The organism is Mycobacteriales bacterium (assembly GCA_035690485.1).
Taxonomy (GTDB): Bacteria; Actinomycetota; Actinomycetes; order JAFAQI01; family DASSKL01; genus DASSKL01.
The window spans coordinates 1-21684 of the sequence record DASSKL010000099.1 but is presented as its reverse complement, the minus strand read 5'-3'; the positions used below and the strand labels follow the sequence as shown (position 1 = coordinate 21684).

The 21684-nt window shown below is 72.8% G+C and carries 29 protein-coding genes; 15 read left to right on the top strand and 14 right to left on the bottom strand.

The window, feature by feature from the left end; genetic code table 11:
* Positions 1-15 precede the first annotated feature (15 nt).
* Genes VFJ21_15015 through VFJ21_15005 form a run of 3 tightly spaced genes read left to right on the top strand, consistent with a single transcriptional unit; the run spans position 16 to position 1336 of the window.
* A complete protein-coding gene (locus VFJ21_15015; protein ID HET7408432.1) occupies positions 16-366 on the top strand; it encodes a TraR/DksA C4-type zinc finger protein in 351 nt (116 codons plus the stop codon).
* Positions 367-404: 38 nt separating this feature from the next.
* Positions 405-704, top strand: a complete 300-nt coding sequence (locus VFJ21_15010; protein ID HET7408431.1) for a WhiB family transcriptional regulator — start codon at positions 405-407, stop codon at positions 702-704.
* The gene (locus VFJ21_15005) at positions 614-1336 is read left to right on the top strand and encodes an alpha/beta family hydrolase (GenBank protein HET7408430.1); all 723 of its coding nucleotides are present in this window, start codon (positions 614-616) and stop codon (positions 1334-1336) included. The genes VFJ21_15010 and VFJ21_15005 overlap by 91 nt, the downstream gene beginning before the upstream one ends.
* Here the strand turns inward: VFJ21_15005 and VFJ21_15000 are convergent.
* On the bottom strand, positions 1315-1974 hold the full coding sequence (locus tag VFJ21_15000; protein HET7408429.1) for a metal-dependent transcriptional regulator: 660 nt from the start codon (positions 1972-1974) through the stop codon (positions 1315-1317). The genes VFJ21_15005 and VFJ21_15000 overlap by 22 nt on opposite strands.
* Positions 1975-2165: 191 nt before the next feature.
* Between VFJ21_15000 and VFJ21_14995 the strand changes: the two genes are divergently transcribed.
* Genes VFJ21_14995 through galE form a run of 3 tightly spaced genes read left to right on the top strand, consistent with a single transcriptional unit; the run spans position 2166 to position 4084 of the window.
* Positions 2166-2816, top strand: a complete 651-nt coding sequence (locus VFJ21_14995) for a sigma-70 family RNA polymerase sigma factor (protein HET7408428.1) — start codon at positions 2166-2168, stop codon at positions 2814-2816.
* Complete coding sequence (gene rsrA / locus VFJ21_14990) at positions 2813-3100, top strand: mycothiol system anti-sigma-R factor (protein HET7408427.1); 288 nt, start codon at positions 2813-2815, stop codon at positions 3098-3100. Before VFJ21_14995 ends, rsrA begins: the two co-directional genes overlap by 4 nt.
* Before the next feature lie 6 nt (positions 3101-3106).
* Entirely contained in the window at positions 3107-4084 is a 978-nt protein-coding gene (galE, locus tag VFJ21_14985) for a UDP-glucose 4-epimerase GalE (protein HET7408426.1), read from the top strand.
* Here the strand turns inward: galE and VFJ21_14980 are convergent.
* Both VFJ21_14980 and VFJ21_14975 read right to left on the bottom strand, forming a co-directional pair.
* Positions 3986-5296, bottom strand: coding sequence for an MFS transporter (locus VFJ21_14980; protein ID HET7408425.1), 1311 nt, complete (start codon positions 5294-5296; stop codon positions 3986-3988). The genes galE and VFJ21_14980 overlap by 99 nt on opposite strands.
* 10 nt (positions 5297-5306) lie before the next feature.
* Positions 5307-5852, bottom strand: a complete 546-nt coding sequence (locus VFJ21_14975) for a DUF5317 family protein (GenBank protein HET7408424.1) — start codon at positions 5850-5852, stop codon at positions 5307-5309.
* A 19-nt stretch (positions 5853-5871) separates the two neighbouring features.
* Between VFJ21_14975 and VFJ21_14970 the strand changes: the two genes are divergently transcribed.
* Genes VFJ21_14970 through VFJ21_14950 form a run of 5 tightly spaced genes read left to right on the top strand, consistent with a single transcriptional unit; the run spans position 5872 to position 9740 of the window.
* Entirely contained in the window at positions 5872-6639 is a 768-nt protein-coding gene (locus VFJ21_14970) for an enoyl-CoA hydratase-related protein (GenBank protein HET7408423.1), read from the top strand.
* Entirely contained in the window at positions 6636-6866 is a 231-nt protein-coding gene (locus VFJ21_14965) for a hypothetical protein (GenBank protein HET7408422.1), read from the top strand. Before VFJ21_14970 ends, VFJ21_14965 begins: the two co-directional genes overlap by 4 nt.
* A gap of 40 nt (positions 6867-6906) precedes the next feature.
* Positions 6907-7122 (top strand): biotin/lipoyl-binding carrier protein, encoded by a 216-nt coding sequence (locus VFJ21_14960; protein ID HET7408421.1) that lies wholly within the window; start codon positions 6907-6909, stop codon positions 7120-7122.
* 47 nt (positions 7123-7169) lie between these two features.
* The gene (locus tag VFJ21_14955) at positions 7170-8255 is read left to right on the top strand and encodes a PilT/PilU family type 4a pilus ATPase (protein ID HET7408420.1); all 1086 of its coding nucleotides are present in this window, start codon (positions 7170-7172) and stop codon (positions 8253-8255) included.
* 27 nt (positions 8256-8282) lie between these two features.
* Positions 8283-9740, top strand: coding sequence for a histidine kinase N-terminal domain-containing protein (locus VFJ21_14950; protein ID HET7408419.1), 1458 nt, complete (start codon positions 8283-8285; stop codon positions 9738-9740).
* On the opposite strand, the gene VFJ21_14945 is transcribed toward VFJ21_14950, so the two are convergent.
* From VFJ21_14945 to VFJ21_14935, 3 genes are all read right to left on the bottom strand, one after another.
* Positions 9737-9937, bottom strand: a complete 201-nt coding sequence (locus tag VFJ21_14945; protein HET7408418.1) for a hypothetical protein — start codon at positions 9935-9937, stop codon at positions 9737-9739. The genes VFJ21_14950 and VFJ21_14945 overlap by 4 nt on opposite strands.
* Positions 9938-9983: 46 nt before the next feature.
* Positions 9984-10235, bottom strand: coding sequence for a WhiB family transcriptional regulator (locus VFJ21_14940; protein HET7408417.1), 252 nt, complete (start codon positions 10233-10235; stop codon positions 9984-9986).
* Positions 10236-10430: 195 nt separating this feature from the next.
* On the bottom strand, positions 10431-11357 hold the full coding sequence (locus VFJ21_14935; protein HET7408416.1) for a diacylglycerol kinase family protein: 927 nt from the start codon (positions 11355-11357) through the stop codon (positions 10431-10433).
* Positions 11358-11404: 47 nt separating this feature from the next.
* Between VFJ21_14935 and VFJ21_14930 the strand changes: the two genes are divergently transcribed.
* The gene (locus tag VFJ21_14930; GenBank protein ID HET7408415.1) at positions 11405-11791 is read left to right on the top strand and encodes a hypothetical protein; all 387 of its coding nucleotides are present in this window, start codon (positions 11405-11407) and stop codon (positions 11789-11791) included.
* Between the two features lie 11 nt (positions 11792-11802).
* Here the strand turns inward: VFJ21_14930 and VFJ21_14925 are convergent, their stop codons facing one another.
* The 3 genes from VFJ21_14925 to sodN all read right to left on the bottom strand — a co-directional run bounded on the left by VFJ21_14925 (position 11803) and on the right by sodN (position 13722).
* Positions 11803-12669, bottom strand: a complete 867-nt coding sequence (locus tag VFJ21_14925; GenBank protein HET7408414.1) for an RNA polymerase sigma factor SigF — start codon at positions 12667-12669, stop codon at positions 11803-11805.
* Positions 12666-13130, bottom strand: coding sequence for an anti-sigma regulatory factor (locus VFJ21_14920; protein ID HET7408413.1), 465 nt, complete (start codon positions 13128-13130; stop codon positions 12666-12668). The genes VFJ21_14925 and VFJ21_14920 overlap by 4 nt, the downstream gene beginning before the upstream one ends.
* Before the next feature lie 166 nt (positions 13131-13296).
* Positions 13297-13722, bottom strand: coding sequence for a superoxide dismutase, Ni (gene sodN, locus VFJ21_14915; protein ID HET7408412.1), 426 nt, complete (start codon positions 13720-13722; stop codon positions 13297-13299).
* Between the two features lie 91 nt (positions 13723-13813).
* Between sodN and VFJ21_14910 the strand changes: the two genes are divergently transcribed.
* Complete coding sequence (locus VFJ21_14910) at positions 13814-14128, top strand: S26 family signal peptidase (protein HET7408411.1); 315 nt, start codon at positions 13814-13816, stop codon at positions 14126-14128.
* Here VFJ21_14910 and rfbC read toward each other — a convergent pair.
* Positions 14098-14706, bottom strand: coding sequence for a dTDP-4-dehydrorhamnose 3,5-epimerase (gene rfbC, locus VFJ21_14905; GenBank protein ID HET7408410.1), 609 nt, complete (start codon positions 14704-14706; stop codon positions 14098-14100). The genes VFJ21_14910 and rfbC overlap by 31 nt on opposite strands.
* Before the next feature lie 88 nt (positions 14707-14794).
* Here rfbC and VFJ21_14900 point away from each other — a divergent pair, with 88 nt between their 5' ends.
* Together VFJ21_14900 and VFJ21_14895 are read left to right on the top strand one after the other, a co-directional pair.
* Positions 14795-15400, top strand: a complete 606-nt coding sequence (locus VFJ21_14900; protein ID HET7408409.1) for a LysM domain-containing protein — start codon at positions 14795-14797, stop codon at positions 15398-15400.
* Between the two features lie 182 nt (positions 15401-15582).
* Entirely contained in the window at positions 15583-16761 is a 1179-nt protein-coding gene (locus VFJ21_14895) for an NADP-dependent malic enzyme (protein ID HET7408408.1), read from the top strand.
* 42 nt (positions 16762-16803) lie between these two features.
* Here VFJ21_14895 and VFJ21_14890 read toward each other — a convergent pair whose 3' ends face one another.
* From VFJ21_14890 to VFJ21_14875, 4 genes are all read right to left on the bottom strand, one after another.
* Positions 16804-18930: a bifunctional polysaccharide deacetylase/glycosyltransferase family 2 protein gene (locus VFJ21_14890; protein ID HET7408407.1), complete on the bottom strand. Its 2127-nt coding sequence runs from the start codon at positions 18928-18930 to the stop codon at positions 16804-16806.
* Complete coding sequence (locus tag VFJ21_14885) at positions 18927-19478, bottom strand: hypothetical protein (protein ID HET7408406.1); 552 nt, start codon at positions 19476-19478, stop codon at positions 18927-18929. The genes VFJ21_14890 and VFJ21_14885 overlap by 4 nt, the downstream gene beginning before the upstream one ends.
* 118 nt (positions 19479-19596) lie before the next feature.
* Positions 19597-19767 (bottom strand): DUF6104 family protein, encoded by a 171-nt coding sequence (locus VFJ21_14880; GenBank protein HET7408405.1) that lies wholly within the window; start codon positions 19765-19767, stop codon positions 19597-19599.
* A 3-nt stretch (positions 19768-19770) separates the two neighbouring features.
* On the bottom strand, positions 19771-21684 hold a 1914-nt coding region (locus VFJ21_14875; protein ID HET7408404.1), incomplete at its 5' end, for a multifunctional oxoglutarate decarboxylase/oxoglutarate dehydrogenase thiamine pyrophosphate-binding subunit/dihydrolipoyllysine-residue succinyltransferase subunit.

Genomic DNA, 21684 nt, shown 5'->3' with positions numbered 1-21684 from the left:
GGCAGGGTCGTCCGCGTGGACACCGAGACCGCACGCACCCGACTCGAGGAGATGCTGGCCGACCTGCAGCAGTCCGCGCGGACGCTGCGTGACGAGGGTGCGCACGAGAACTCGGAGCTCAGCACCTACGACCAGCACCAGGCCGACACCGCAACCCTCCTGTCGGACGCCGACCGGGAGGACGCCGTGATCGAGGCGCTGCAGGTCCAGGAGGACGAAGTGCGCCGCGCGATCGCGCGGATCGACGCCGGCACCTACGGTCGCTGCGTGGAGTGCGGTCAGGAGCTCGTGCCCGAGCGGCTCGAGGCCCGCCCCGAAGCGGCCCGCTGCCGCGACTGCCAGGCCAAGCTGGAGAGCCGCCGGTGAGCCCCGCTGGCCGCCCCCGGGTGCTCGCGCCCGCGGAGATGCGCAAGGTACGCCGTGACCCGCGCTTCCGCGCCGCGGTCGAGGCGCGCTGCCCCGATCCCTCGTGGCGCACCGGCGGGTTGTGCCTGCAGCAGGACCCGGAGCTGTTCTTCCCGCACGCCGCGCAGGACCCGCAACCCGCGGTCGAGATCTGCCAGCGCTGCCCGGTGCTCGGGCCGTGTCTGGCGACCGCACTCGAGACCGGCGACTGCGACGGGGTCTGGGGCGGGACGACGGTCGACGAGCGCCGCACGATGCGCGGCGCCTGGCTCGCCGGCACCCCGGACACCCCCCGCTGAGCCGACCGCGCACGCGCGTCGTCGCGACCGCGTCCGGCGATGCCCGCGTCCATCTGCACGCCGCCGCGCGGGCCGGCGCGCTCGTCTGCCTGGGGCACGGCGCCGGGGGCGGCGTCGACGCGCCCGATCTCAGGGCCGTCAGCGCCCGGCTGATCTCCGAAGGGCACGCGGTCGCCCTGGTCGAGCAGCCCTACCGGGTGGCCGGGCGCCGGGCTCCGGTGACCGTCGCCGCGCGGCTCGACGAGGCGTTCCGCGCCGCGGTCGCGGCGGCGCGGGCGGAGACCGGCGAGGTGCCGCTGGTGGTCGGCGGCCGCAGCGCCGGCGCCCGGGTGGCTTGCCGGACCGCGCTCTCGCTGGGGGCCGCCGGCGTCGTGGCGCTGGCCTTCCCCCTGCACCCGCCCGGCCGGCCCGAGCGCAGCCGGCTCGAGGAGCTGCTGGGCGCCGGCGTACCGGTCCTCGTCGTGCAGGGCGAGCGCGACCCGTTCGGCCGGCCGGGGGAATTCCCGGCGGCGCCGGACACCACGCTGGTCGCCGTACCGGGCGACCACACGCTCACCGCCGACCTCGACGCCGTCGCCGCGGCCGTCTCGGGCTGGGTCGACGCCCTCGGTCAGGCCGGCCGGCCGGCGTAGACCCGCTCGGCCACCCAGGCCGGGATCTCGCCGCGACCGTTGTCGGTCTCGACTGCCACCTCGTTGCCCACCGCGCCGTAGACCGTGACCGGCACACCGGGCATCAGCCCGCGCTCCTCGAGCAGCAGCATGAACTCCGCCCGGGCCTCGATCTCCTCGTCGATGCGGCGTACGACGGCGGGCCCGGACACGCTCGCGAGCGGGGTCAGCGGGCCGGGGTCGACGGCGTTGGCCGAGCCCGGGATCGGGTTGCCGTGCGGGCAGGTGGCCGGGTCGCCGAGCAGGCGCACCAGGTGCTGCTCGAGGTTGTCGCTGATCGCGTGCTCGAGCCGCCCGGCCTCCTCGTGCACCTGGTGCCACGGCACCTGGAGCACGTCGACGAGCAGCCGCTCGGCCAGCCGGTGCCGGCGCATCACCGCGGTCGCCAGGTGCCGGCCGCTGTCGGTCAGCCGCATGACCCGGTGGTCGTCGAGGGTGAGGTATCCCTCCCGCTCCAGGCGGGCGACCGTCTCCGACACCGCGGGTGCCGAGACGCCGAGCCGCTCGACGAGGCGCGCGCGCAGCGGCGGGATGCCGGACTCCTCGAGCTCCATGATCGTCTCGAGGTACTGCTCCACCGCCGGGTGGTAGTCACCCATGCACGTCATGCTACGGCCACGGGAATCCGCGTCCCGTGCGTCGCGTTGCTGCGGACGTGACCGGAGTGAGCTGCCGCACCGCGCCTCGCTGGGCGCCCTTCCCGCTGCCCGACGACCAGCTGGGTGTCGCGATAGCGTTCGCCGGGCAGGTCGCAGGCGAGGCCGCCGCACCGGCCCCGGACCAGGAGGGGGTGAGCACGGTCGAGGAGACCCTCGAGCAGCGCAGCGCGCGGTTCGAAGAGACCGCGCTGCCCTACCTCGACCAGCTCTACTCCGCGGCGCTGCGCATGACGCGCAACCCCGCCGACGCCGAGGACCTCGTCCAGGAGACGTTCGTCAAGGCCTTCGCCGCCTTCCACCAGTTCGAGGAGGGCACCAACCTCAAGGCCTGGCTCTACCGGATCCTGACCAACACGTTCATCAACAGCTACCGCAAGAAGCAGCGGCAGCCGCAGCAGTCCGCCGGTGAGGACATCGAGGACTGGCAGCTGGCGCAAGCCGAGTCGCACACCTCGTCGGGCCTGCGCTCCGCGGAGACCGAGGCGCTCGACCACCTGCCCGACTCCGACGTCAAGGAAGCGCTGCAGAACCTCCCGGAGGACTTCCGGATGGCGGTCTACCTCGCCGATGTCGAGGGGTTCGCCTACAAGGAGATCGCCGAGATCATGGGCACGCCGATCGGCACCGTGATGTCGCGCCTGCACCGCGGCCGCCGCGCCCTGCGCAACCAGCTCGAGCACTACGCCCTCGATCGCGGCTTCCTCCGCCCCGGTTGGGCCGAGCCCGCCGAGGACGGGAGCGCCGACTCCGCCGCCCGTGAGACCAACGCGGAGGCACGATGAGTTGCGGCCAACCGCACGAAACCGACTGTCGCGACGTCATCGAGCGGGTCTACCTCTACCTCGACGGTGAGGAGCTCGACGACGAGGGCCGCGGCAAGATCCGGATCCATCTCGACGAGTGCGCGCCCTGTCTGCGCCAGTACGGCCTCGAGCAGGAGGTCAAGGCGCTCGTCGCCCGCTGCTGCGGCGGGGAGCAGGCCCCGGAGGGCCTGCGGCTCAGGGTGCTGACGCGGCTTCAGCAGGTGCGGGTGGAGTTCGGCAGCGTCGAGTTCCGCGCCGACTGACCTCGGATGGCCTCCTGGCTGGTGACCGGCGGCGCCGGCTACATCGGGGCGCACGTCGTCCGCGCGCTGCGGGCCGACGACGAGCAGGTCGTCGTGCTCGACGACCTGTCCACCGGCGAGGCCGGTCGGGTCGGTGACGTGCCGCTGGTGCGTGCCGGTGTCGGCGACGCCGACGTCGTACGCCGGACGCTGCGCGACCACGACGTCGCAGGCATCGTCCACATCGCCGCCAAGAAGCAGGTCGGGGAGTCCGTCGCCGATCCGCTGCTCTACTACCGGGAGAACGTCGCCGGCCTCGCGACGCTGCTCGACGTCGCGGTCGCCGAGGGGGTCGGGTCGTTCGTCTTCTCCTCCAGCGCCTCCGTCTACGGCATGCCCGACCGCGACCTCGTCGACGAGGGCGCGCCGCTGGTGCCGATGAGTCCCTACGGCGAGACCAAGGTGATCGGCGAGTGGATGTCGCGCGCGCTGGCCACGGCGGGCCGGTTGCGCGCGGTCTCGCTGCGCTACTTCAACGTCGCGGGGGCGGTCGACCCGGACCTCGGCGACCCGGGTGTCTTCAACCTGATCCCGCTGGTGTTCCGGGCGCTGGCGGCGGGGGAGCGGCCGCAGGTCTTCGGCGCCGACTACCCGACCCCGGACGGCACCTGCGTCCGGGACTACGTGCACGTGGGCGACATCGCCGACGCGCACGTCGCGGCGCTGCGGCACCTCGTGGCCGGCGGTGACTCCGCGACCTACAACGTCGGGCGTGGCGAGGGCGTCAGCGTGCGCGAGGTGATGACCGCCGTCGGCGAGGTGACCGGGCTCGACGTCGACCCGGTCGTGGTCGCCCGGCGGCCCGGTGACCCGGCTCGCACGGTGGCCGCGGTCGACCGGATCCGGTCAGACCTGGGCTGGCGGGCCCGGCACGACCTGCGCGACATGGTCGAGAGTGCCTGGGCCGGCTGGGTGCGCCGGCACGGCGAGCCCGCCCTGCGCTGACGCATCGGCCGGTGCGGTGATGCCGCGCACCGCCGGCAGCGCCGCGATCAGCGCGTTGGTGGCGAGCAGCCAGCAGGCGCCGAGCACGAGCGTCCCGCGCAGGCCGAGCACCGTCGCGAGCGGTCCGATGACGGCGAACCCCAGCGGCATCGAGGCCACCGAGCCGAACCAGTCGTAGGCGCTGACCCGCGACAGCAGGTGCGGCGGGATCTCCCGCTGCATCGTGGTGTCCCACATCGTGCCGAACACGCCGATGCCCACGCCGGCCGCGAACGCCGCGGCCGCAACGGCCGCGGTGGACAGGGGGACGGCGAGAGCCAGCAGCGGCAGCCCGAACGGGAACATGCCGCAGGCGCCGGCCAGCAGCGGCCGGCGTGGGCGCACCCGCAGCAGCACGAGGCTGGCCAGCACCGAGCCGGTGCCGAACGCCGCGAGGATCGCGCCCCACGACCCGGCGCCACCGAGGTCCTGCTTGGCCACCACCGCGCCGAGCACCATCAGCCCCGGCCAGACGACCACGTGGAAGCCGGCGAACTCCGCGACGATGCTCCACAGCCACGTCCGCGACCGGAACTCCCGCCAGCCCGCCCGCAGGTCGTCGAGGACCCGGCCCGGCAGCGCGGGCGACGTCAGCGGGCGCGGCCGGACCCGCCACAGGCAGGCCGCGCTGATGGCGTAGGTCAGCGCGTCGGCGGCGATCGCCCACCCGGCTGCGGCCACCGACAGGACGATGCCCGCGAGGGCCGGGCCGAGCGCGCTGCCGGCCGACCACGACACGGCGCGGATCGCGTTGGCCTCCTGCAGCCGCTGCTCGTCGACGAGCTGCGGGATGAGCCCGGTGACGGCCGGGTTGAAGAACGCGTCGCCCGCGCCCACGACCGCGCCGATCACGGCGTAGGTCCACAGCGACGGTGACCCGGACAGCAGCAGGCCGGCGAGCAGCGCCTGCGCCGCGCAGCGCACGAGGTCGGCCGAGAGCATCACCGTCCGCCGGGGGAAGCGGTCGCTGATCACCCCGCCGAGGAGCAGGAAGCCGACCAGCGGCAGGCTCTGCGCCATCATCACGAGCCCGACGTCGCCCGCGCCGTGCCCGTGTCGCAGCAGCGCGAACGTCACGGCGACCGGGGCCATCATCGTGCCGGTCAGCGAGGCGGCGTCTCCGAGCACCCAGAGCCGGAAGTCGCGCCCGCGCAGCACCGCGAGCCCGGACACCCGCCGCACGTTAGGTGCTGCGCCGGCGCATGCCAACCGAAATCAGCTCGGCCAGGCCGGCCGCGATCAGCACGTCGCCGGGGCTGACGACCTCGGCCTGCCAGGGGAGCGGCACGGGGACCACGTCGCCGATCGGGTTCCACCGGGTGCGCTCGCCGGCGAGGACGTGTCGCGGGTCGCTGCCGAGCGCGATGGCGCGGGTGTCGACGCCCGCCCGGGCCGCTGCGACGAGCGAGACCGGCATGGCGCCGTTGGCCGCCACGACCGCCGCGTTGAGGACGAGACCGGCTGCGACCAGCACCATCCCGGGCAGCCGCCGGTTGAGCACCACGAAGGCGAGGACGAACGCCGCCGAGGCGGCCAGCGTCGCGGCGTACGCCGTGCCGCTGCCACCGGCGAGCGACACCGCGAGCACGACGCCGAGGACCTGCACGGCGACGGCGGCGACCACGAGGCGGCGCCGGCGCATCGGGATCGCCGCCAGCCGTGCGAGCGACCCGCCGCTTGCCCGGCCGACGACGAGCGCGCCGACCAGCACCGCGATGACGAGCCCCATGCCCCTTAGTCTGCGGCCCATGGGCGAGCTACGCGCGGAGCGCGACGGTGGCGTGCTGACGCTGACGATCGATCGGGAGGCCCGGCGCAACTCGCTGTCGACCGAGGTCATGCGCGGCCTGCTCGACGCGTTGGTCGGCGTCGGTGACGCGCGCGTGGTCGTCGTGGCCGGCGCCGGCGAGAAGGTGTTCTGCTCCGGTGCGGACCTCACCGGCATGGCCGACGACGCGACCGGCCTGGAGCAGCACGAGGGGCGCGGGCTGCTGGTGCAGGTGGTCCTTGCGATGCGCGCCTGCCCGGTGCCGGTCGTCGCGCGGGTGCACGGGTTGTGCCTGGCCGGTGGGATGGGGCTGGCCATGGGCTGTGACCTCGTGGTGGCCTCGAGCGACGCGAGGTTCGGGCTGCCCGAGGTCGATCTCGGGCTCTGGCCGTTCATGGTCAGCGCACTGCTCGCCCGGCACGTGTCGCCCAAGCACGCCCTCGACCTCATGCTGCTCGCTGACCGCATCGACGCCGACACGGCCTGGCGGATGGGGCTGGTCTCGCGGGTGCTGCCCGCCGAGACCTATGCCGCCGACTTCGAGGCGCTGGTCGCGCGGCTCGCCGGCAAGGCGCCCGCGGCCGTGCGCCTGGGCAAGGCGTCGTTCGCGGCCGTGCCGGAGATGTCGCTGGAGGCCGGCCTCGAGGCCATGCAGGCCCAGCTCTCGCTGCTCGCGACGACCAAGGACGTCGAGGAGGGCATCGCGGCGTTCTTCGAGAAGCGCCCGCCGCGCTGGACCGGGCGGTGAGCGCGGGTTCCGCGCTCGCGCTGTTCGCGGCGGCCGTGCTCGCGATCGTCGCGGTCGTCCTGTTCGCCGCCGCCGTCCGCGTACGCCGGATGACGGTGGCACCCGCCGAGCCGGACGGTGGCCTGGTCCGTGACCTCACCGACGAGGTCCGCAAGACCCGCGCGGAGGCCGAGCACTGGCGGCGTACCGCCGAACGCCTGCAGCGGGAGCTGGACCACCGCTCGTGACATGATCCGCCCGGTCGGGACAGCGAGGCGAGGAGGCGGCGTGGCCGGCGAGGTGCGCGCGGAGATGGTCGCGAACGTCTGGAAGGTCGTCGTCAGCCAGGGCGACACGGTCGCCGAGGGCGACACCCTGGTCATCCTCGAGTCCATGAAGATGGAGATCCCGGTCGTCGCCGAGGCCGGTGGCACGGTCACCGACCTGCGGGTCGGCGAGGGCGACGTCGTCCAGGAGGGCGACGTCATCGCGGTCATCGGCTAGCCCGCCAAGGCGTCAAGTGGGACGCCCGAACGGCCGAGAGAGACCGTGTGAGCGAATCGCTGACCATCGAGCCGTTCCTGCGCGCCCTCGTCGAGTGCGGCGGGTCCGACCTGCACTGCAAGGTCGGCTCCCCGCCCCGGGTCCGCATCGACGGCCGGCTGCGCAAGCTGCAGACGCGGGACCTCACCGCGACCGACACCGAGCAGATGGTGCTGGAAGTGCTGCGGGCCGACCTCGCGGACGAGTTCGCCCGCACCAACGAGGCCGACTTCGCCTACTCCCTGTCCGGGGTGGGCCGGTTCCGCGTCAACGCGTTCCGCTCCCGCGGCTCCGCCGGTCTGGTCTTCCGCCGGGTGAGCGTGGGCGCGATCCCGCTCGACGACCTCGGCCTGCCCCCCGTGCTGGCGAACCTCGCGCTCGAGCCCCGCGGTCTCGTGCTGGTCACCGGGCCGACCGGCTCGGGCAAGACCACGACCCTGGCCGGCATGGTCGACCACATCAACAGCAACCGTGAGGTGCACGTCGTCACGATCGAGGACCCGATCGAGGTCCTGCACTTCGACAAGCTGGCGATGATCAACCAGCGCGAGGTCCGGGTCGACACCGACGACTTCTCGGTCGCGCTGCGGGCCGCGATGCGGCAGGACCCCGACGTCATCCTCGTCGGCGAGATGCGCGACGCCGAGACCGTGAAGGCCGCGCTGGCCGCCGCGGAGACCGGCCACTTCGTCATGTCGACCCTGCACACGACCGACGCCGAGGAGACCGTCAACCGCATCATCGACTTCTTCCCGCCGCACGAGCAGAAGCAGGTCCGGCTCGGCCTGGCCGGCTCGCTGCGCGGCGTGATCTGTCAGCGGCTGGTGCCCCGGGCCGACGGCGAGGGCCGCTGCGTCGCGATGGAGATCCTCATCAACACCGGCCGCATCGCCGAGGCGATCTCCGACTCCGACAAGACCTCGACGATCACCCAGCTGGTCGGTGAAGGTGCTTTCTACGGCATGCAGACGTTCGACCAGCACCTCGTCTCGCTCATCCGCGACGGCGTGGTCACCCTCGAGGCGGCCATGTCGGCGTCGAGCCACCCGCACGACCTGACCGTCGAGCTGCGCCGCCTGGGTCTCGTGGCGTAAGCCCCTAGGCTCGGTGTCGTGCCGAGCATGGGAGATCTGGTCCGCGCGCACGTGGACCTGAGCCCCGGCGACCTGCAGTGGCTGCACCGGCTGGTCGCCGAGTGGCAGCTCCTGGCGGACCTGTCCTTCTCCGACCTCGTGCTCTGGGTGCCGGTGCGGACCGGCGACGGATTCCTCGCGGTCGCCCAGATGCGCCCGACGACCGGCCCCACGGCGTACCACGACGACAAGGTCGGGCAGGTGATGGCCGCGAGCCGCCGGCCGCAGCTCGGGGTCGCCCTCGGCGAGGCCCGCATCGTGCGGGAGGGCGAGCCGGTCTGGGTGCAGGGCGTGCCGGTGCGCGAGGAGGCGGTGCCGGTACGCCGCGGGAGCCGGGTCATCGCCGTGATCGCGCGCGACACGAACCTGGGCGCCCCGCGGACTCCCAGCCGGCTCGAGAACACCTACCTGCAGACCGCGGGCGACCTCGCGGTGATGGTTGCCGAGGGCCGGTTCCCGGTCGAGGCGGCGGCGGTCGCCGACGACTCGGGCCCGCGCGTCGGGGACGGGCTGATCCGGCTCGACCCGTCGGGGGTCGTGCTCTACGCCAGCCCGAACGCGCTATCGGCCTACCGTCGGCTCGGCGTCACCGGCGACCTGGAAGGCGAGGACCTCTCGGCGCTGACCACCGCGCTGGCACCCGCGCGGGGACCGGTCGACGAGCCGGTCGGCGTGGTGGCCACCGGCCGGGTGTCGAGGATGGGTGACGTCGAGACCCCGCATGCGGTCGTGCAGCTGCGGGCGATCCCGCTCAACCCCGGTGGCCGGCACATCGGCGCGATCGTGCTCGTGCACGACGTCACCGAGCTGCGCCGGCGCGAGCGCGCGCTGATGAGCAAGGACGCGACCATCCGCGAGATCCACCACCGGGTGAAGAACAACCTGCAGACGGTGGCGGCGCTGCTGCGGCTTCAGTCGCGTCGGCTGGCCTCGCCCGAGGCGCGGCTCGCGCTCGAGGAGTCGATGCGCCGGGTCACCTCGATCGCGCTCGTGCACGAGACCTTGTCGGCGACCCTCGACGAGGCGGTCGACTTCGACGCGATCGCCGACCGGGTCGTCGGCATGGTCACCGAGATGGCGCCGCCGGACCGTCGGGTGCTGGCGCACCGGGAGGGGTCGTTCGGCGTGCTGCCGGCCGAGGTGGCCACACCGCTCGCGATGGTCCTCACCGAGCTGTTGCAGAACGCCGTGGAGCACGCGTTCGACGGTCACGCCGGGCAGGTGCGGGTGGAGGCGCGACAGCGGGGCGGCCGGTTGTCGGTGCAGGTCACCGACGACGGCATCGGCCTGCCGGCCGGGTTCTCCGTCGACACGTCGGACCGGCTCGGGCTGCAGATCGTGCGCACGCTCGTCGAGGGCGAGCTGGGCGGGACGCTGACGCTCGAGACGGCCGAGGCCGGAGGCACGCGGGCGGCGCTCGACCTGCCGCTGCCGATCGCCGGTTAGCCGAAGAGGCCGAGGCCGCCGGTCAGGCTCGGGCTCTGCTCGGTGTTGCCGGCACCCGCGAGCTGGATGACCTCGACGACGACGATCGCGAGTGCGATCACGACGAGCAGCAGCAGCAACCGGAACCGCCAGACCGCCAGCCGGTCCGATCGCGGCTCGGCACCGACGATCGGCGGGCGGATGTAGCGCTCGGCCATGCGTCGAGTATGCGCGCGGGACGCGCCCGGCGGTGCGGTATCGGCGTCAGGCGCCGGTGCGAGCGGCCCGGGTGGCGCGGCGCTTGAACGCGCGGCGCTCGTCCTCGGACATGCCGCCCCACACGCCGGCGTCCTGGCCGCTGCTCACGGCCCAGTCGAGGCACTCCTGCAGCACGTCACAACGACGGCAGATCGCCTTGGCCTCGGCGACCTGCACCAGCGCGGGGCCGGTGTTGCCGATCGGGAAGAACAGCTCCGGGTCCTCGTCGAGGCAGGCGGCGTGGTCGCGCCAGTCCATGGTGGCGTTCTCCTCGTGTCGTCGGGGCGAGTGTCCCCGCAGCTGTCTTCTCCGCAACGAAGATCGTGAAGTTTTTCACGATCTCCGCCGGTCTGCTACGGCGTTGTCCGCCGTACGGTCACGAACTTATGGCGGAGTGGCGTCGCTTCGCAAGCACCGTCAGCCCATGTATCCGCTCTGAGCCTGTCGGATTGGTCACACGACGACGCGTAATGCGTCGCGGTGGGCGGTGAAGTGGACGCACTCGCGCTCACCGAGGTAGTCGCCGTCGACCTGGAAGGCGAGGGGCCGGGTCGCGCTCAGCGTGAAGTCGTGCAGGTCGTGCTCCTGCAGCACCGCGCGGCCCCGCGGACCGTGCCCGGCCGCGTGGAGCATGCCCAGCGCGGCGCGGGTCGTGGGCAGCAGCCCGAGCCGGCGCATCGCGAACAGGTCCAGCCCCGTCTCGAACGTCGCCTTGGGGGTGACGTGCACCGGCCGGTCGAAGAAGTAGGTCCACGGCACGGTGTTGGTGACGATGCCGAGGTAGAGGTGCGGCACATCGGGTCGGCCGGGTCGGGTCAGGGTGATCGTCGGTCGGCGGCGGTCACTGCGCAGCAGGTACTCGCTGAGGGCGGCATTGACGAACATCGTCGGCGTCGCCCGCCGGCCGGCCAGCCGCTTGCGCTCGACGGTGCGGATCGCCTGCGCGTCGAGGCCGAGGCCGGCGGTGAACGTGAACCAGCGCTCGTCGGCACGACCCAGCGACAGCAGCCGGCTGCGTCCGCCGCGCAGCGCGTCGAGCAGCTCGCTGGTCGCCTCGACCGGGTTGCGGGAGACGCCGAGCGCACGGCTGAACACGTTGGTGCTGCCACCCGGGACGACGGCGAGCATCGGGACCTGCTGGCCGGGTCCCGCGGCGAGCATGCCGTTGATGACCTCGTTGACCGTCCCGTCGCCGCCGAGCGCGACGACGATGTCGATGCCGTCGGCGGTGGCCTGGCGGCCCAGCTCGATCGCGTGGCCGCGCCGCTGCGTCTCGGCGACATCGACCTTCAGCTCGCTGCCCAGCGCGCGGAAGAGCACGTCCCGGCCCCGAGCGGTGGTGGCGGTGGCTTTGGGGTTGGCGACGAGGAGCGCGCGCATGAAGGCACACCCTATCGGCCGGATGGGCCCCGCTAGTGTCGATCAACGTGCCCCGCCTCGCCGAGCTCCCCACCCCGTTGCGCACGGTGGTCGTGCTGCTCGCGGCCGAGGGCGTGGGCGTGCTCGTCGGCGGCTTCTACGTCGCGATCGCCCCGCTGTGGCGCCACGTCGACACCAGCCTGGCGCTGACCGAGGTGGAAGCCGCGCTGACCGCCGCCACCGGTGCGGGGTTGCTGTGGGTCGCGCGCGGGCTCGCCGGACTTCGCCGCTGGGCGCGCAGCCCGGCCGTGCTGACGCAGCTGCTGGCGGTGCCCGTAGGCGTGTCGCTGCTGCAGGTCGGCCTGACGGCGTACGGCGCTGTGGTGGTCGCGGTCCCGGCGATCGTGCTGCTCCTGCTGCTGGGGTCGCCGCAGGCGCGCGCCCCCTGGGAGTAGCGAGTCGCCCCTTACTCGTCTACGAGCAGGCCTTCGCGCAGCTGGGCGAGAGTGCGGGCGAGCAGCCGGGACACGTGCATCTGGGAGATGCCGAGCTCGGCGGCGATCTGCGACTGGGTCATGTTGCCGAAGAACCGAAGCAGCAGGATCTTCTTCTCCCGTGGCGGAAGCTTCTCCAGCAGTGGCTTGAGCGACTCGCGGTACTCGACGCCCTCGAGTGACTCGTCGACGACACCGAGGCTGTCGGCGACCGCGGGGGAGTCGTCGTCGCCGCTGTCGGGGGCGTCGAGCGACACGGCCGAGTAGGCGTTGGCGGAGCCGAGGCCCTCGAGGACGTCTTCCTCGCTCATACCGAGGTGCTGCGCGAGCTCGCTGACGGTCGGGGAGCGACCCTGGCGCTGCGACAGCTCGCTGGTCGCCTTGGTGATGAGGAGCTTCAGCTCCTGCAGCCGGCGGGGGACGCGGATCGCCCAGCCCTTGTCGCGGAAGTGCCGCTTGATCTCACCGACGATGGTCGGGGTGGCGTAGGTCGAGAACTCGACCCCGCGTTCGAGGTCGAACCGGTCGACCGACTTGATCAGGCCGATCGTGGCGACCTGCACCAGGTCGTCGAGCGGCTCCCCGCGGTTGCGGAACCGGCGGGCGAGGTACTCGACCAGCGGCAGGTGCATCTCGACCAGCTCGTCGCGCACCCGGCTGCGGGTCGGGTCGTCGTCGGGCAGGTCGGCCAGCTGGTGGAACAACGCCCGAGCGCGCTCGCGGTCGTGGCTCTGCCGCTCGCTGCGTGTCGGCTTGTCGGAGGCCTGCTCCGCCGACGTGGCCGGCTGCTCCACCGTCGCCACGTCGTGCTTCTCCTCGATGGGTTGCGGCGAGCTCACGCGCCCCCTGCCTCCTGGCGGCGCTTCACCAGCCGGATCGTGACCCGCTTGTCGACGTCGGCGGAGCTGTCGACCTCGCCGGCGAGTGCAGACAGCACGGTCCAGGCGAACGTGTCGCGCGACGGCTCCGTGCCGTCGGAGGTGAGGACGCTCACCGACACGCGCATCGAGTCGCCGTCGAGCTCGAAGTCGCACTCGATGTCGGCGCCGGCGACGGCCTGGCTGAGCAGCATCGCGCACGCCTCGTCGACGGCGATGCGCAGGTCCTCGATCTCGTCGAGGGTGAAGTCGAGGCGGGCGGCGAGGCCAGCGGTCGCCGTCCGCAGGACGGACAGGTAGGCACCGGCTGCGGGGAGTCGGATCGAGACGACGTCGCGGGCGTCGACCCCGTGCGCGGTTGCGCCTGCGCTGCCGCCCCCGTTCGCCGACGCGGGCCTCGCTGCACCCGAGTCGTCCGACATCCGCGCTCCAATCTGTTCGGTCAGGGTCTGCCGCCTCGCCGCCACGTTGTCGGCACTCGACGGTACCCCCGAGTAGGAACCCTCGACACGTCGTGCGACGAGGTGTTAATGGCGGGGCACGGGGGTCGCCCAGCGGCGACGGCCCCGTGCCCCGGCCGCGGTCGAGCTAGGCCTTCTTGGTCTCCCAGAAGATCTTCGCGATCTGGTCGATCAGGTCGAGCAGCTTCTGTCCCGTCGCCGGGTCGTTGGACGCCTTCACGCCCGCCAGCCCGTCGGCCCCGGCCGAGCCGGCCATCTTGGTGGCCTTCCAGAACAGCTCGTGCAGGTTCGGGTACTTCTCGAGGTGCTGGGGCTTGAAGTAGTCGGTCCACAGCACCCACAGGTGGTGCTTGCAGAGGTCTGCCCGCTGCTCCTTGATCATCAGGGCGCGGGTGCGGAAGTCGTGGTCGTCGTTGTCCTGGTACTTCTTCTGCATGGAGTGCACGGACTCGGCCTCGACCTTGGCCTGCGCGGGGTCGTAGATCCCGCACGGGAGGTCGCAGTGGGCGTGCACGGTCGTCCGCGGGGTGAGCAGGCTGCGCAGCAGCGGCATGGGTCATCCTTCCTTTCACTGGCCCGGATTCACTGGCCCGGATCTTCACGCCGAACCTACCCCCGGCGCGTCGTGCTACCCAGAGGTGACGATGGTCTTCCCGATCACCCGGGTCGCGGTGGCCGGCCGGTCGATGCTGCCGGCCCTCGTGCCCGGCGATTTCCTGCTCGTCTGGCGCTGGCCGCGGCCGCGGCCCCGAGTGGGGGCGCTGGTCGTCGTCGACCTGCCCGATCGGCCGCTCGGCGTCAAGCGGCTGGTGCGCTGGACGGCCGACGGCGCCGCCTGGGTCGAGGGGGACAACCCGCTCGAGAGCACCGACAGCCGGGTCTTCGGCCCGGTGGCCGCGCAGGCGCTGCGCGGCCGGGTGCTGTGCCGCTACTGGCCGCTCGTGCGCAGCCGGCGGTAGTGCTCCAGGCAGTCGTCGTAGGCCGGCAGCAGTCCCTGCGCAGCGGCTTCGGCGAGCGTCGGTGCGTCGGCGTCCTTGGGGGACAGGACCGGCTCGACGTCGGCCGGCCACGGGAGCGTGATGGCCGGGTCGGTGGGGTCGACGCCGTGCTCGCCGGACGGGTTGTACGGCGTGGAGCACAGGTAGGTGACGACGGAGTCGTCCTGCAGCGACATGAAGGCGTGGCCGAGGCCCTCCGCCAGGTAGACCGCGCGCCGGTCGACGTCGTCGAGCCGCACGCTGTCGATGACGCCGAACGTCGGCGACCCCAGCCGGATGTCGATCACGACGTCGAGGACCGCACCGCGCGGGCAGTAGACGTACTTCGCCTGGCCGGGCGGCACGTCGGCGTAGTGGATGCCGCGTACGACGCCGCGCCGGGAGACCGAGTGGTTGGCCTGGGCGAGCGTGAGCCGGTGGCCGACGGCCTTCTCCACGATGTCGGCCTTGTACCACTCGAGGAAGACGCCGCGGTCGTCCGGGAACTGCCGTGGGGTGAACACCCACGCGTCGGGCACGGCCAGCTGCTCGATCTGCACGCTGCCACGGTAAGGCGCGGGCCGGACCAGCCCGGAAATGGCTCCGACGGGCCATTCAGCCGTCACCCGGATGGCCGATCAGTGGATCATGACCGCAGTCGGGGTGGCCGCACGGCCGGTCGCGGCGCCGTCCGTCGACCTGTCGGGGCCGGTCGCCGCGCTGCGCTCGCCCACTGCCCTCAGCGCCGTGGTCGTCGCGGGTCTCGCGGTCGTCGTGGTCGCCCAGCACCCGATCGCGCGCGCGATCGGGACCGAGGTCGCCGTGCCGCGCCCGAACGCCGTCGCGTCCGACCCGCCCGCTGCGGCGCCCCCGGCCGGCAGCAGCGCCGTGGCCGCCGCACCGGCCCCGGTCGTGGTGCCGACGCATGCGCCGCGGGACCCGTTCCGTGCGCTGGTGGCCGCCGCACCGGCCCCGACGGTCGTTGCGGTGGCTGCCCCGAGAGACCCGGTTGCCGCCCCGCCGGCGCCGGCGGCTGCCACCGCCCCCGTCACCGTCGCGACGGCCGACCACTACGTCGTACAGGCCGGCGACTCGTTGTGGAGCATCGCGCACGAGCTGCTGGGACCGGCCGCGACCCCGGCCGCGATCGAGGCTCTCGTCACGCAGATCTACCGGCACAACTCCGGTGTGATCGGCGCCGACGCGTCGCTCGTCTACGTGGGCCAGACGCTGGACCTCGCCGGCCTGCGCTGAGCCCGGGCGAAAGCGCTCGCCGCGGCGTGCGACAATCGTCGGGTCGGGTAACCCCCGCGCCGTCGTCGACGGGCCCTACCGGGCTCCCACTCCCTATCCGTGTTGCCCGGAGCTCTCTCGTGTCTGTCGATCATCTGGCCCCGCCCGCGCATCTCTCGACCGAACGGGGTACACCGCTGCCCATGACTGCTGCCTCCGCGTCCCCACGGGACGACGATCCGGCGTTCGCGCTGCACCGCGGCGGCAAGATCGAGGTCGTCTCGACGGTGCCCCTGCGCAACCGCGACGACCTGTCGCTGGCCTACACGCCGGGCGTGGCCCGCGTCTGCATGGCGATCGCCGAGGACCGCGACCTCGCCTACGACTACACGTGGAAGTCGAACACCGTCGCCGTGGTCACCGACGGCACCGCGGTGCTGGGCCTGGGTGACATCGGCCCGGAGGCGGCGCTGCCGGTCATGGAGGGCAAGGCACTGCTGTTCAAGAACTTCGCGGGTGTCGACGCGGTGCCGATCTGCCTGGACTGCCGCGAGGTCGACGAGATCGTGGAGACCGTGGTGCGGCTGGCGCCGGCGTTCGGCGGCATCAACCTCGAGGACATCAGCGCGCCGCGCTGCTTCGAGATCGAGGAACGCCTCAAGGCGCTGCTCGACATCCCGGTCTTCCACGACGACCAGCACGGCACCGCGATCGTCGCGACCGCCGCGCTGAAGAACGCCGCAAAGGTCGTCGGCCGCAAGCTGTCCGACATGCGCGCGGTCGTCTCCGGCGCGGGCGCGTCGGGCATCGCGGTCAGCAAGATGCTGATCGAGGCCGGCATCGGCGACCTGTGCATCGGTGACAGCAAGGGCATCATCTACGCGGGCCGCGACAACCTGAACTCCGTCAAGGCGGAGATCGCGAAGATCACCAACAAGGATCGGCTCTGCGGCTCCATCAACGAGGCGCTGGCCGGCGCCGACGTCTTCGTCGGGCTGTCCGCCGGGACCGTACCCGAGGAGGTCGTCGCGACGATGGCCAAGGACGCGATCATCTTCGCGATGGCCAACCCCGACCCCGAGGTGCACCCCGACGTCGCGCACAGGTACGCCGCCGTCGTGGCCACCGGACGCAGCGACTTCCCGAACCAGATCAACAACGTGCTGGCGTTCCCGGGCGTCTTCCGGGGCGCGCTGGACGTGCGGGCATCGGCCATCACCGAGGGGATGAAGCTCGCGGCGGCAGACGCGCTGGCCGCGGTCGTCGGCGACGACCTGGCGCCCGACTGCATCATCCCGAGCCCGTTCGACGAGCGGGCGGCTCCGGCCGTCATTGCTGCGGTGTCCGACGCCGCGCGCCGCGAGGGCGTCGCGCGGCTCTGACCCGTCGGAGGCTCGGCCTCCGGTGTGTGCGCCGGGTCGCGGTCAGGCGCCGTCCGCGGGGAGGCTCACCGCGGTCACGGCGTCACCGGTGCGGTGCAGCTTGTGCCAGCGCAGCCGGACCCCGGCCAGCGCGCTGATCACCGACTGGATGACGACGAGGTACATCATCTGCCGGTAGACGAACTGTTGCAGCGGCACGGCCCACAGCGGGCGCAGCGACTCCTTGTCGAGCCGCAGCGCGTAGAGCGTGGTCAGCGTCTGCAGCAGCACGAACACGCACCACGCCGCGGCGATCGGCACCGGGTCGAGGAACAGCAGCCCGAAGAGCGCGAACAGGTCGATGGCCGGCGACAGCAGCGGGAAGACCACCTGGAAGGCGAACACGTAGGGCAGGCCGATCAGCCCGAGCCGGCGGGCCTGCCCGCCCTCGACGACCGCGTGGCGGTGCTTCCAGATCGCCTGCATCGTCCCGTAGGCCCAGCGGTAGCGCTGCCGCCACAGGTCGGTCAACGTCTGCGGCGCCTCGGTCCAGGCGATGGCCCGCGGCTGGTAGACCACGCGGTAGCCGGAGCGCAGCACCGCCATCGTGAGGTCGGTGTCCTCGGCGAGGGTGTCGAGGCTCACTCCGCCCACCCGCTCCAGCGCCTCCCGCCGGAACGCGCCCACTGCTCCGGCCACCGTCGTGATGCAGCCGAAGATGTCGAGCATGCGCCGGTCGAGGTTGAAGCCGACGACGTACTCCAGGTGCTGCCAGCGTCCGAGCACACCGCCGCGGTTGCCGACCTTCGTGTTGCCGGCCACCGCACCCACGCCGTCGTCGGCGAGCGGCTGGATCAGCTCGCGCACGGTGTCGGGCTGGAACACGGTGTCACCGTCGACCAGCACGAGCACGTCGTGGCGGGCCGCGCTGATGCCGGTGTTCAGCGCCGCTGCCTTGCCGCCGTTGGGTTGCCGCACCAGTCGTACGCCGGGCAGGTGGAGCCCCTCGACGATGCCGGCGGTCGCGTCGGTCGAGCCATCGTCGACGACGACGATCTCGAACTCGGGGTAGTCCGATGCGGTCAGCGAGCGGACGGCGGCCTCGATGCCGACCGCCTCGTTGTAGGCGGGGACCACGACCGAGACCGGCGGCAGGTGCGCCGGGGCGGCCGGGATCGGCCGGCGGGCGTGCCGGAAGGCGAGGGCGACCGCCACCAGCGTGCGCAGCAGGGTCAGCACGCCGAGCGGCAGGACCACCCAGGTGACGAGCAGGCTGAGCCAGCCGCTCAGCCGCAGCGCGAGCAGCAGCGCCCGGCCTTGCAGGTGCTGCAGGCCGGAGGCGGGCTGGTCGGCGGAGCCGGCGGCCAGGCCGAGCCCGCCGGTGACCGTGGTGAAGCGGTAGCCGCGGGCCTTCAGCTCGTCGATGACGTGCGGCAGCGCCGCGACGGTCTCGGCCCGGTTGCCACCGCCGTCGTGCATGAGGACGATGCCGCCACGGTCGCCGGTCGGCAGCGCGTTGGCGACGATGTGCCGCCAGCCGGGGCGCTTCCAGTCGTCGGTGTCGCGGTCGGCGAGCACGGTGAGGTAGCCGTCGCGCGCGGCGAGCTTCATCACCCTCAGGTCGCTGCGGGTGACGGCGTCGGGGGTGGAGGAGTACGGCGGGCGCAGCAGCACGGTGGCTCTGCCGGTGGCCCCCTCGATGGCGAGCTGCGCCAGCGAGAGCTCGAGGTTGTCGCGCCAGCCGGCCAGTTCGCCCAGGTTGGCATGGGTGAACGTGTGGCTGCCCACCTCGTTGCCGCCGGCCAGTTCCCGCCGGACGAGGTCGGCGTGTGACGCCACGCGGCTGCCGACGACGAAGAAGGTCGCGGGCACGTGCTCGCGGCGCAGCACCTCGAGGATCTTCGGGGTCCAGGTGGCGTCGGGCCCGTCGTCGAAGGTGAGCGCGACCGTGCGCGCCGGCAGGCCGCGCGAGGCGAGCCGCCCGCGTGCGGAGTAGACGACCGCACCGGGCCCGGGCGCAGCAGAGACGCCCGTTGCGGTCGCCGGCTTCGTCGCCGCGTGGCCGACGTCGTTGTGGGCGTAACCCTGCAGCAGCAGCCCGCCGGCGACGGCGAACGCGACCAGACCGACGAGCAGCCAGTGCGCCGACGGGGCGCGCAGCGATCGCCGACGGCCGGGTCGCCGGGTCACGGGGTCGGCGCGGGTGACGGTGCGGTCGTGGCGGCGCGCCAGTGCGCGCTGTGCGTCGACGCCTTGGAGGACGCCGGAGGCGTCTGGGCGGAGCGCGGCTGTGTCGAGGTCGCCGGCGACGTCGTGGTCGTGGGCGTGCGTGAGGGGGCGGTGGCGGACTTTCCGTGCAGCGGCTGGGTCGCGGCCACCGGCGTGGGTGAGAGCGCCGGGGCGACGGAGGTCGACGCGGTCGTCGTACGCGCCGTGGCCGTCGTCGGGGCAGGTGGTGCGGTGCCGGCGCGCTGCTGCGGGACGGTGGCCAGCACGTCTCCTGACGTGCCGTGGTCGTGTCGCGGCGTGTCGATCAGCGGCGCGCCCGGGCCGGGGAGCAGGTGCCCGATCGCCGGCAGGGACAGGGGAACGACGTCGGGGTTGCCGACCAGGCTCACGCCCAGCAGCCCGAGGTAGAGCACGACGACGACGGCGAGGACCCAGCCCGAGGCGCGCACGATCCGGTGCCGCCGACCGGAGTCGTCGACGAACACGGGGCTGGCAGGGCTGGCTGGCATTGCGTGCTGGCTTTCGGTGTGCGTGCACCGGCCACCTGCCGGCGACCGCGAACATTCCGAGGATACGGGGCGACCGGCCGCGCGGCGATCACCCGACCTGTGGCTATCGGGCTCGCCGTCACTCCTCGTCGAGGCGCGCGAGCCAGGTGGCCAGGCGTTCGACGGGGACCTCGAAATCGGGGTTGAGGTCGACGAACTCAATCAGCCGGTCGGCCAGCCAGGCGAAGGTGACCTCCTCCTCGCCGCGCCGCTGCGTCAGCTCCTCGATGCCTCGGTCGGTGAAGTACATCGTTCAGGCGGAGAAGGCCTGGTCGAGCAGACGCGCCTGCTCCTCCTCGTGCGTCGCGTGGGAGCCCGCGGCGGGCGAGGCGCTCTCGGGACGCGCGACGCACAGCAGCGGCGTGCCGCCGAGGTGCGCCGTGAGGTGCAGCGCGACGAACGGCCAGGCGCCCATGTTGGCGGGCTCCTCCTGCGTCCAGACGACCTTCTCGACGCTGGGATAGGCCGACAGGGCCGCGGTCACGGCATCGGCCGGAAGCGGGTAGAGCTGCTCGAGCCGCAGGATCGCCGTGTCGGTCACATCCTTCTCGCGGCGCGCCTTCTCCAGGTCGTAGAAGACCTTGCCGGTGCAGATCAGCACGCGGCGTACGCCGGACGCCGGCGGTGCGGCGGGGTCGGGCACGACCGGCTGGAAGCCGCCGGTGGTGAAGTCGTCGCGGGCCGACGTCGCCGCGCGCAGGCGCAGCATCGACTTCGGTGTGAAGACCACCATCGGCTTGCACTGACGGGAGCGGGCGTGCCGGCGGAGCAGGTGGAAGTACTGCGCCGGCGTCGAGGGGTAGGCCACGGTCATGTTGCCCTCGGCGCACAGCGACAGGTAGCGCTCGATGCGTGCGGACGAGTGGTCCGGACCCTGGCCCTCGTAGCCGTGCGGCAGCAGCAGGCACACGGCCGATCGCTGGCCCCACTTGGCCTCGCCGGAGGAGATGAACTCGTCGACGATCGACTGCGCGCCGTTGGCGAAGTCGCCGAACTGCGCCTCCCAGAGCACCAGCGCCTCCGGTCGGGCGACGGAGTAGCCGTACTCGAACCCCATCGCCGCGAACTCCGACAGCAGCGAGTCGTAGACGTAGAAGTCGGCCTGCTCGTCGGACAGGTTCTTCAGCGGGGTCCACTCGTCACCGGTGTGCCGGTCGACGAGCACGGCGTGCCGCTGGCCGAACGTGCCGCGCCGGCTGTCCTGCCCGGCGAGGCGCACCGGCGTGCCCTCGAGCAGCAGCGAGCCGAAGGCGAACGTCTCGCCCAGCGACCAGTCGATCTGCCCGTCGGACACCATCTGCGGCCGCTTGTCGAACTGCGACTTCAGCCGCGGGTGCACGGTGAACCCCGGCGGCGGGCTGGTCAGCGTGTCGAGGATCGTCTTGACGGTTTCCTCGCTGATCGCCGTCGGCACCGACAGGTCCGGCGCCGCCGGCTCGTCGTCGGGCTCGGCCGGGGTGCGACCCGCGTCGCGGGTCTCCTCGAACACCCGCTCCAGCTGCTCCTGGTAGTCGCGCAGCGCCTGCTCGGCCTCCTCGACCGTGATGTCGCCGCGGCCGACCAGCGCCTCGGTGTAGAGCTTGCGCACGCTGCGCTTCGCGTCGATGAGGTCGTACATCAGCGGCTGCGTGTAGGACGGCTCGTCGACTTCGGAGTGGCCGCGGCGCCGGTAGCAGATCATGTCGACGACGACGTCCTTCTTGAACGCCTGGCGGAACTCGTAGGCGAGCAGCGCGACCCGCACCGCGGCCTCGGGGTCGTCGCCGTTGACGTGGAAGATCGGCGCCTGCACCATCCGCGCGACGTCCGTGGCGTACTCGCTCGACCGGCCGGCCGTCGGCGCCGTCGTGTAGCCCAGCTGGTTGTTGACCACCACGTGCACGGTGCCGCCGGTGCGGTAGCCGCGCAGCTGCGAGAGGTTCAGGGTCTCCGCCACCACGCCCTGGCCGGCGAACGCCGCGTCACCGTGGATCAGCAGCGGCAGGACCGTGAAGCCTTCCTCGCCGCGGTTTATGACGTCCTGCTTCGCCCGGGCGATGCCTTCCAGCACCGAGTCGACGGCCTCGAGGTGGCTCGGGTTCGACGACAGCGACACGGCGACCTGCTCGCCGTCCGGCGCGGTGTAGGTGCCCTCGGCGCCGAGGTGGTACTTCACGTCGCCGGAACC

Coding starts and splice junctions, on each gene's coding strand:
- VFJ21_15010 (HET7408431.1), top strand. CDS start 405: ATGCGCAAGGTACGCCGTGACCCGCGCTTCCGCGCCGCGGTCGAGGCG.
- VFJ21_15000 (HET7408429.1), bottom strand. CDS start 1,974: ATGGGTGACTACCACCCGGCGGTGGAGCAGTACCTCGAGACGATCATG.
- rsrA (HET7408427.1), top strand. CDS start 2,813: ATGAGTTGCGGCCAACCGCACGAAACCGACTGTCGCGACGTCATCGAG.
- galE (HET7408426.1), top strand. CDS start 3,107: ATGGCCTCCTGGCTGGTGACCGGCGGCGCCGGCTACATCGGGGCGCAC.
- VFJ21_14975 (HET7408424.1), bottom strand. CDS start 5,852: ATGGGGCTCGTCATCGCGGTGCTGGTCGGCGCGCTCGTCGTCGGCCGG.
- VFJ21_14970 (HET7408423.1), top strand. CDS start 5,872: ATGGGCGAGCTACGCGCGGAGCGCGACGGTGGCGTGCTGACGCTGACG.
- VFJ21_14950 (HET7408419.1), top strand. CDS start 8,283: ATGGGAGATCTGGTCCGCGCGCACGTGGACCTGAGCCCCGGCGACCTG.
- VFJ21_14945 (HET7408418.1), bottom strand. CDS start 9,937: ATGGCCGAGCGCTACATCCGCCCGCCGATCGTCGGTGCCGAGCCGCGA.
- VFJ21_14940 (HET7408417.1), bottom strand. CDS start 10,235: ATGGACTGGCGCGACCACGCCGCCTGCCTCGACGAGGACCCGGAGCTG.
- VFJ21_14935 (HET7408416.1), bottom strand. CDS start 11,357: ATGCGCGCGCTCCTCGTCGCCAACCCCAAAGCCACCGCCACCACCGCT.
- VFJ21_14920 (HET7408413.1), bottom strand. CDS start 13,130: ATGTCGGACGACTCGGGTGCAGCGAGGCCCGCGTCGGCGAACGGGGGC.
- sodN (HET7408412.1), bottom strand. CDS start 13,722: ATGCCGCTGCTGCGCAGCCTGCTCACCCCGCGGACGACCGTGCACGCC.
- VFJ21_14910 (HET7408411.1), top strand. CDS start 13,814: ATGGTCTTCCCGATCACCCGGGTCGCGGTGGCCGGCCGGTCGATGCTG.
- VFJ21_14900 (HET7408409.1), top strand. CDS start 14,795: ATGACCGCAGTCGGGGTGGCCGCACGGCCGGTCGCGGCGCCGTCCGTC.
- VFJ21_14895 (HET7408408.1), top strand. CDS start 15,583: ATGACTGCTGCCTCCGCGTCCCCACGGGACGACGATCCGGCGTTCGCG.
- VFJ21_14885 (HET7408406.1), bottom strand. CDS start 19,478: ATGCCAGCCAGCCCTGCCAGCCCCGTGTTCGTCGACGACTCCGGTCGG.
- VFJ21_14880 (HET7408405.1), bottom strand. CDS start 19,767: ATGTACTTCACCGACCGAGGCATCGAGGAGCTGACGCAGCGGCGCGGC.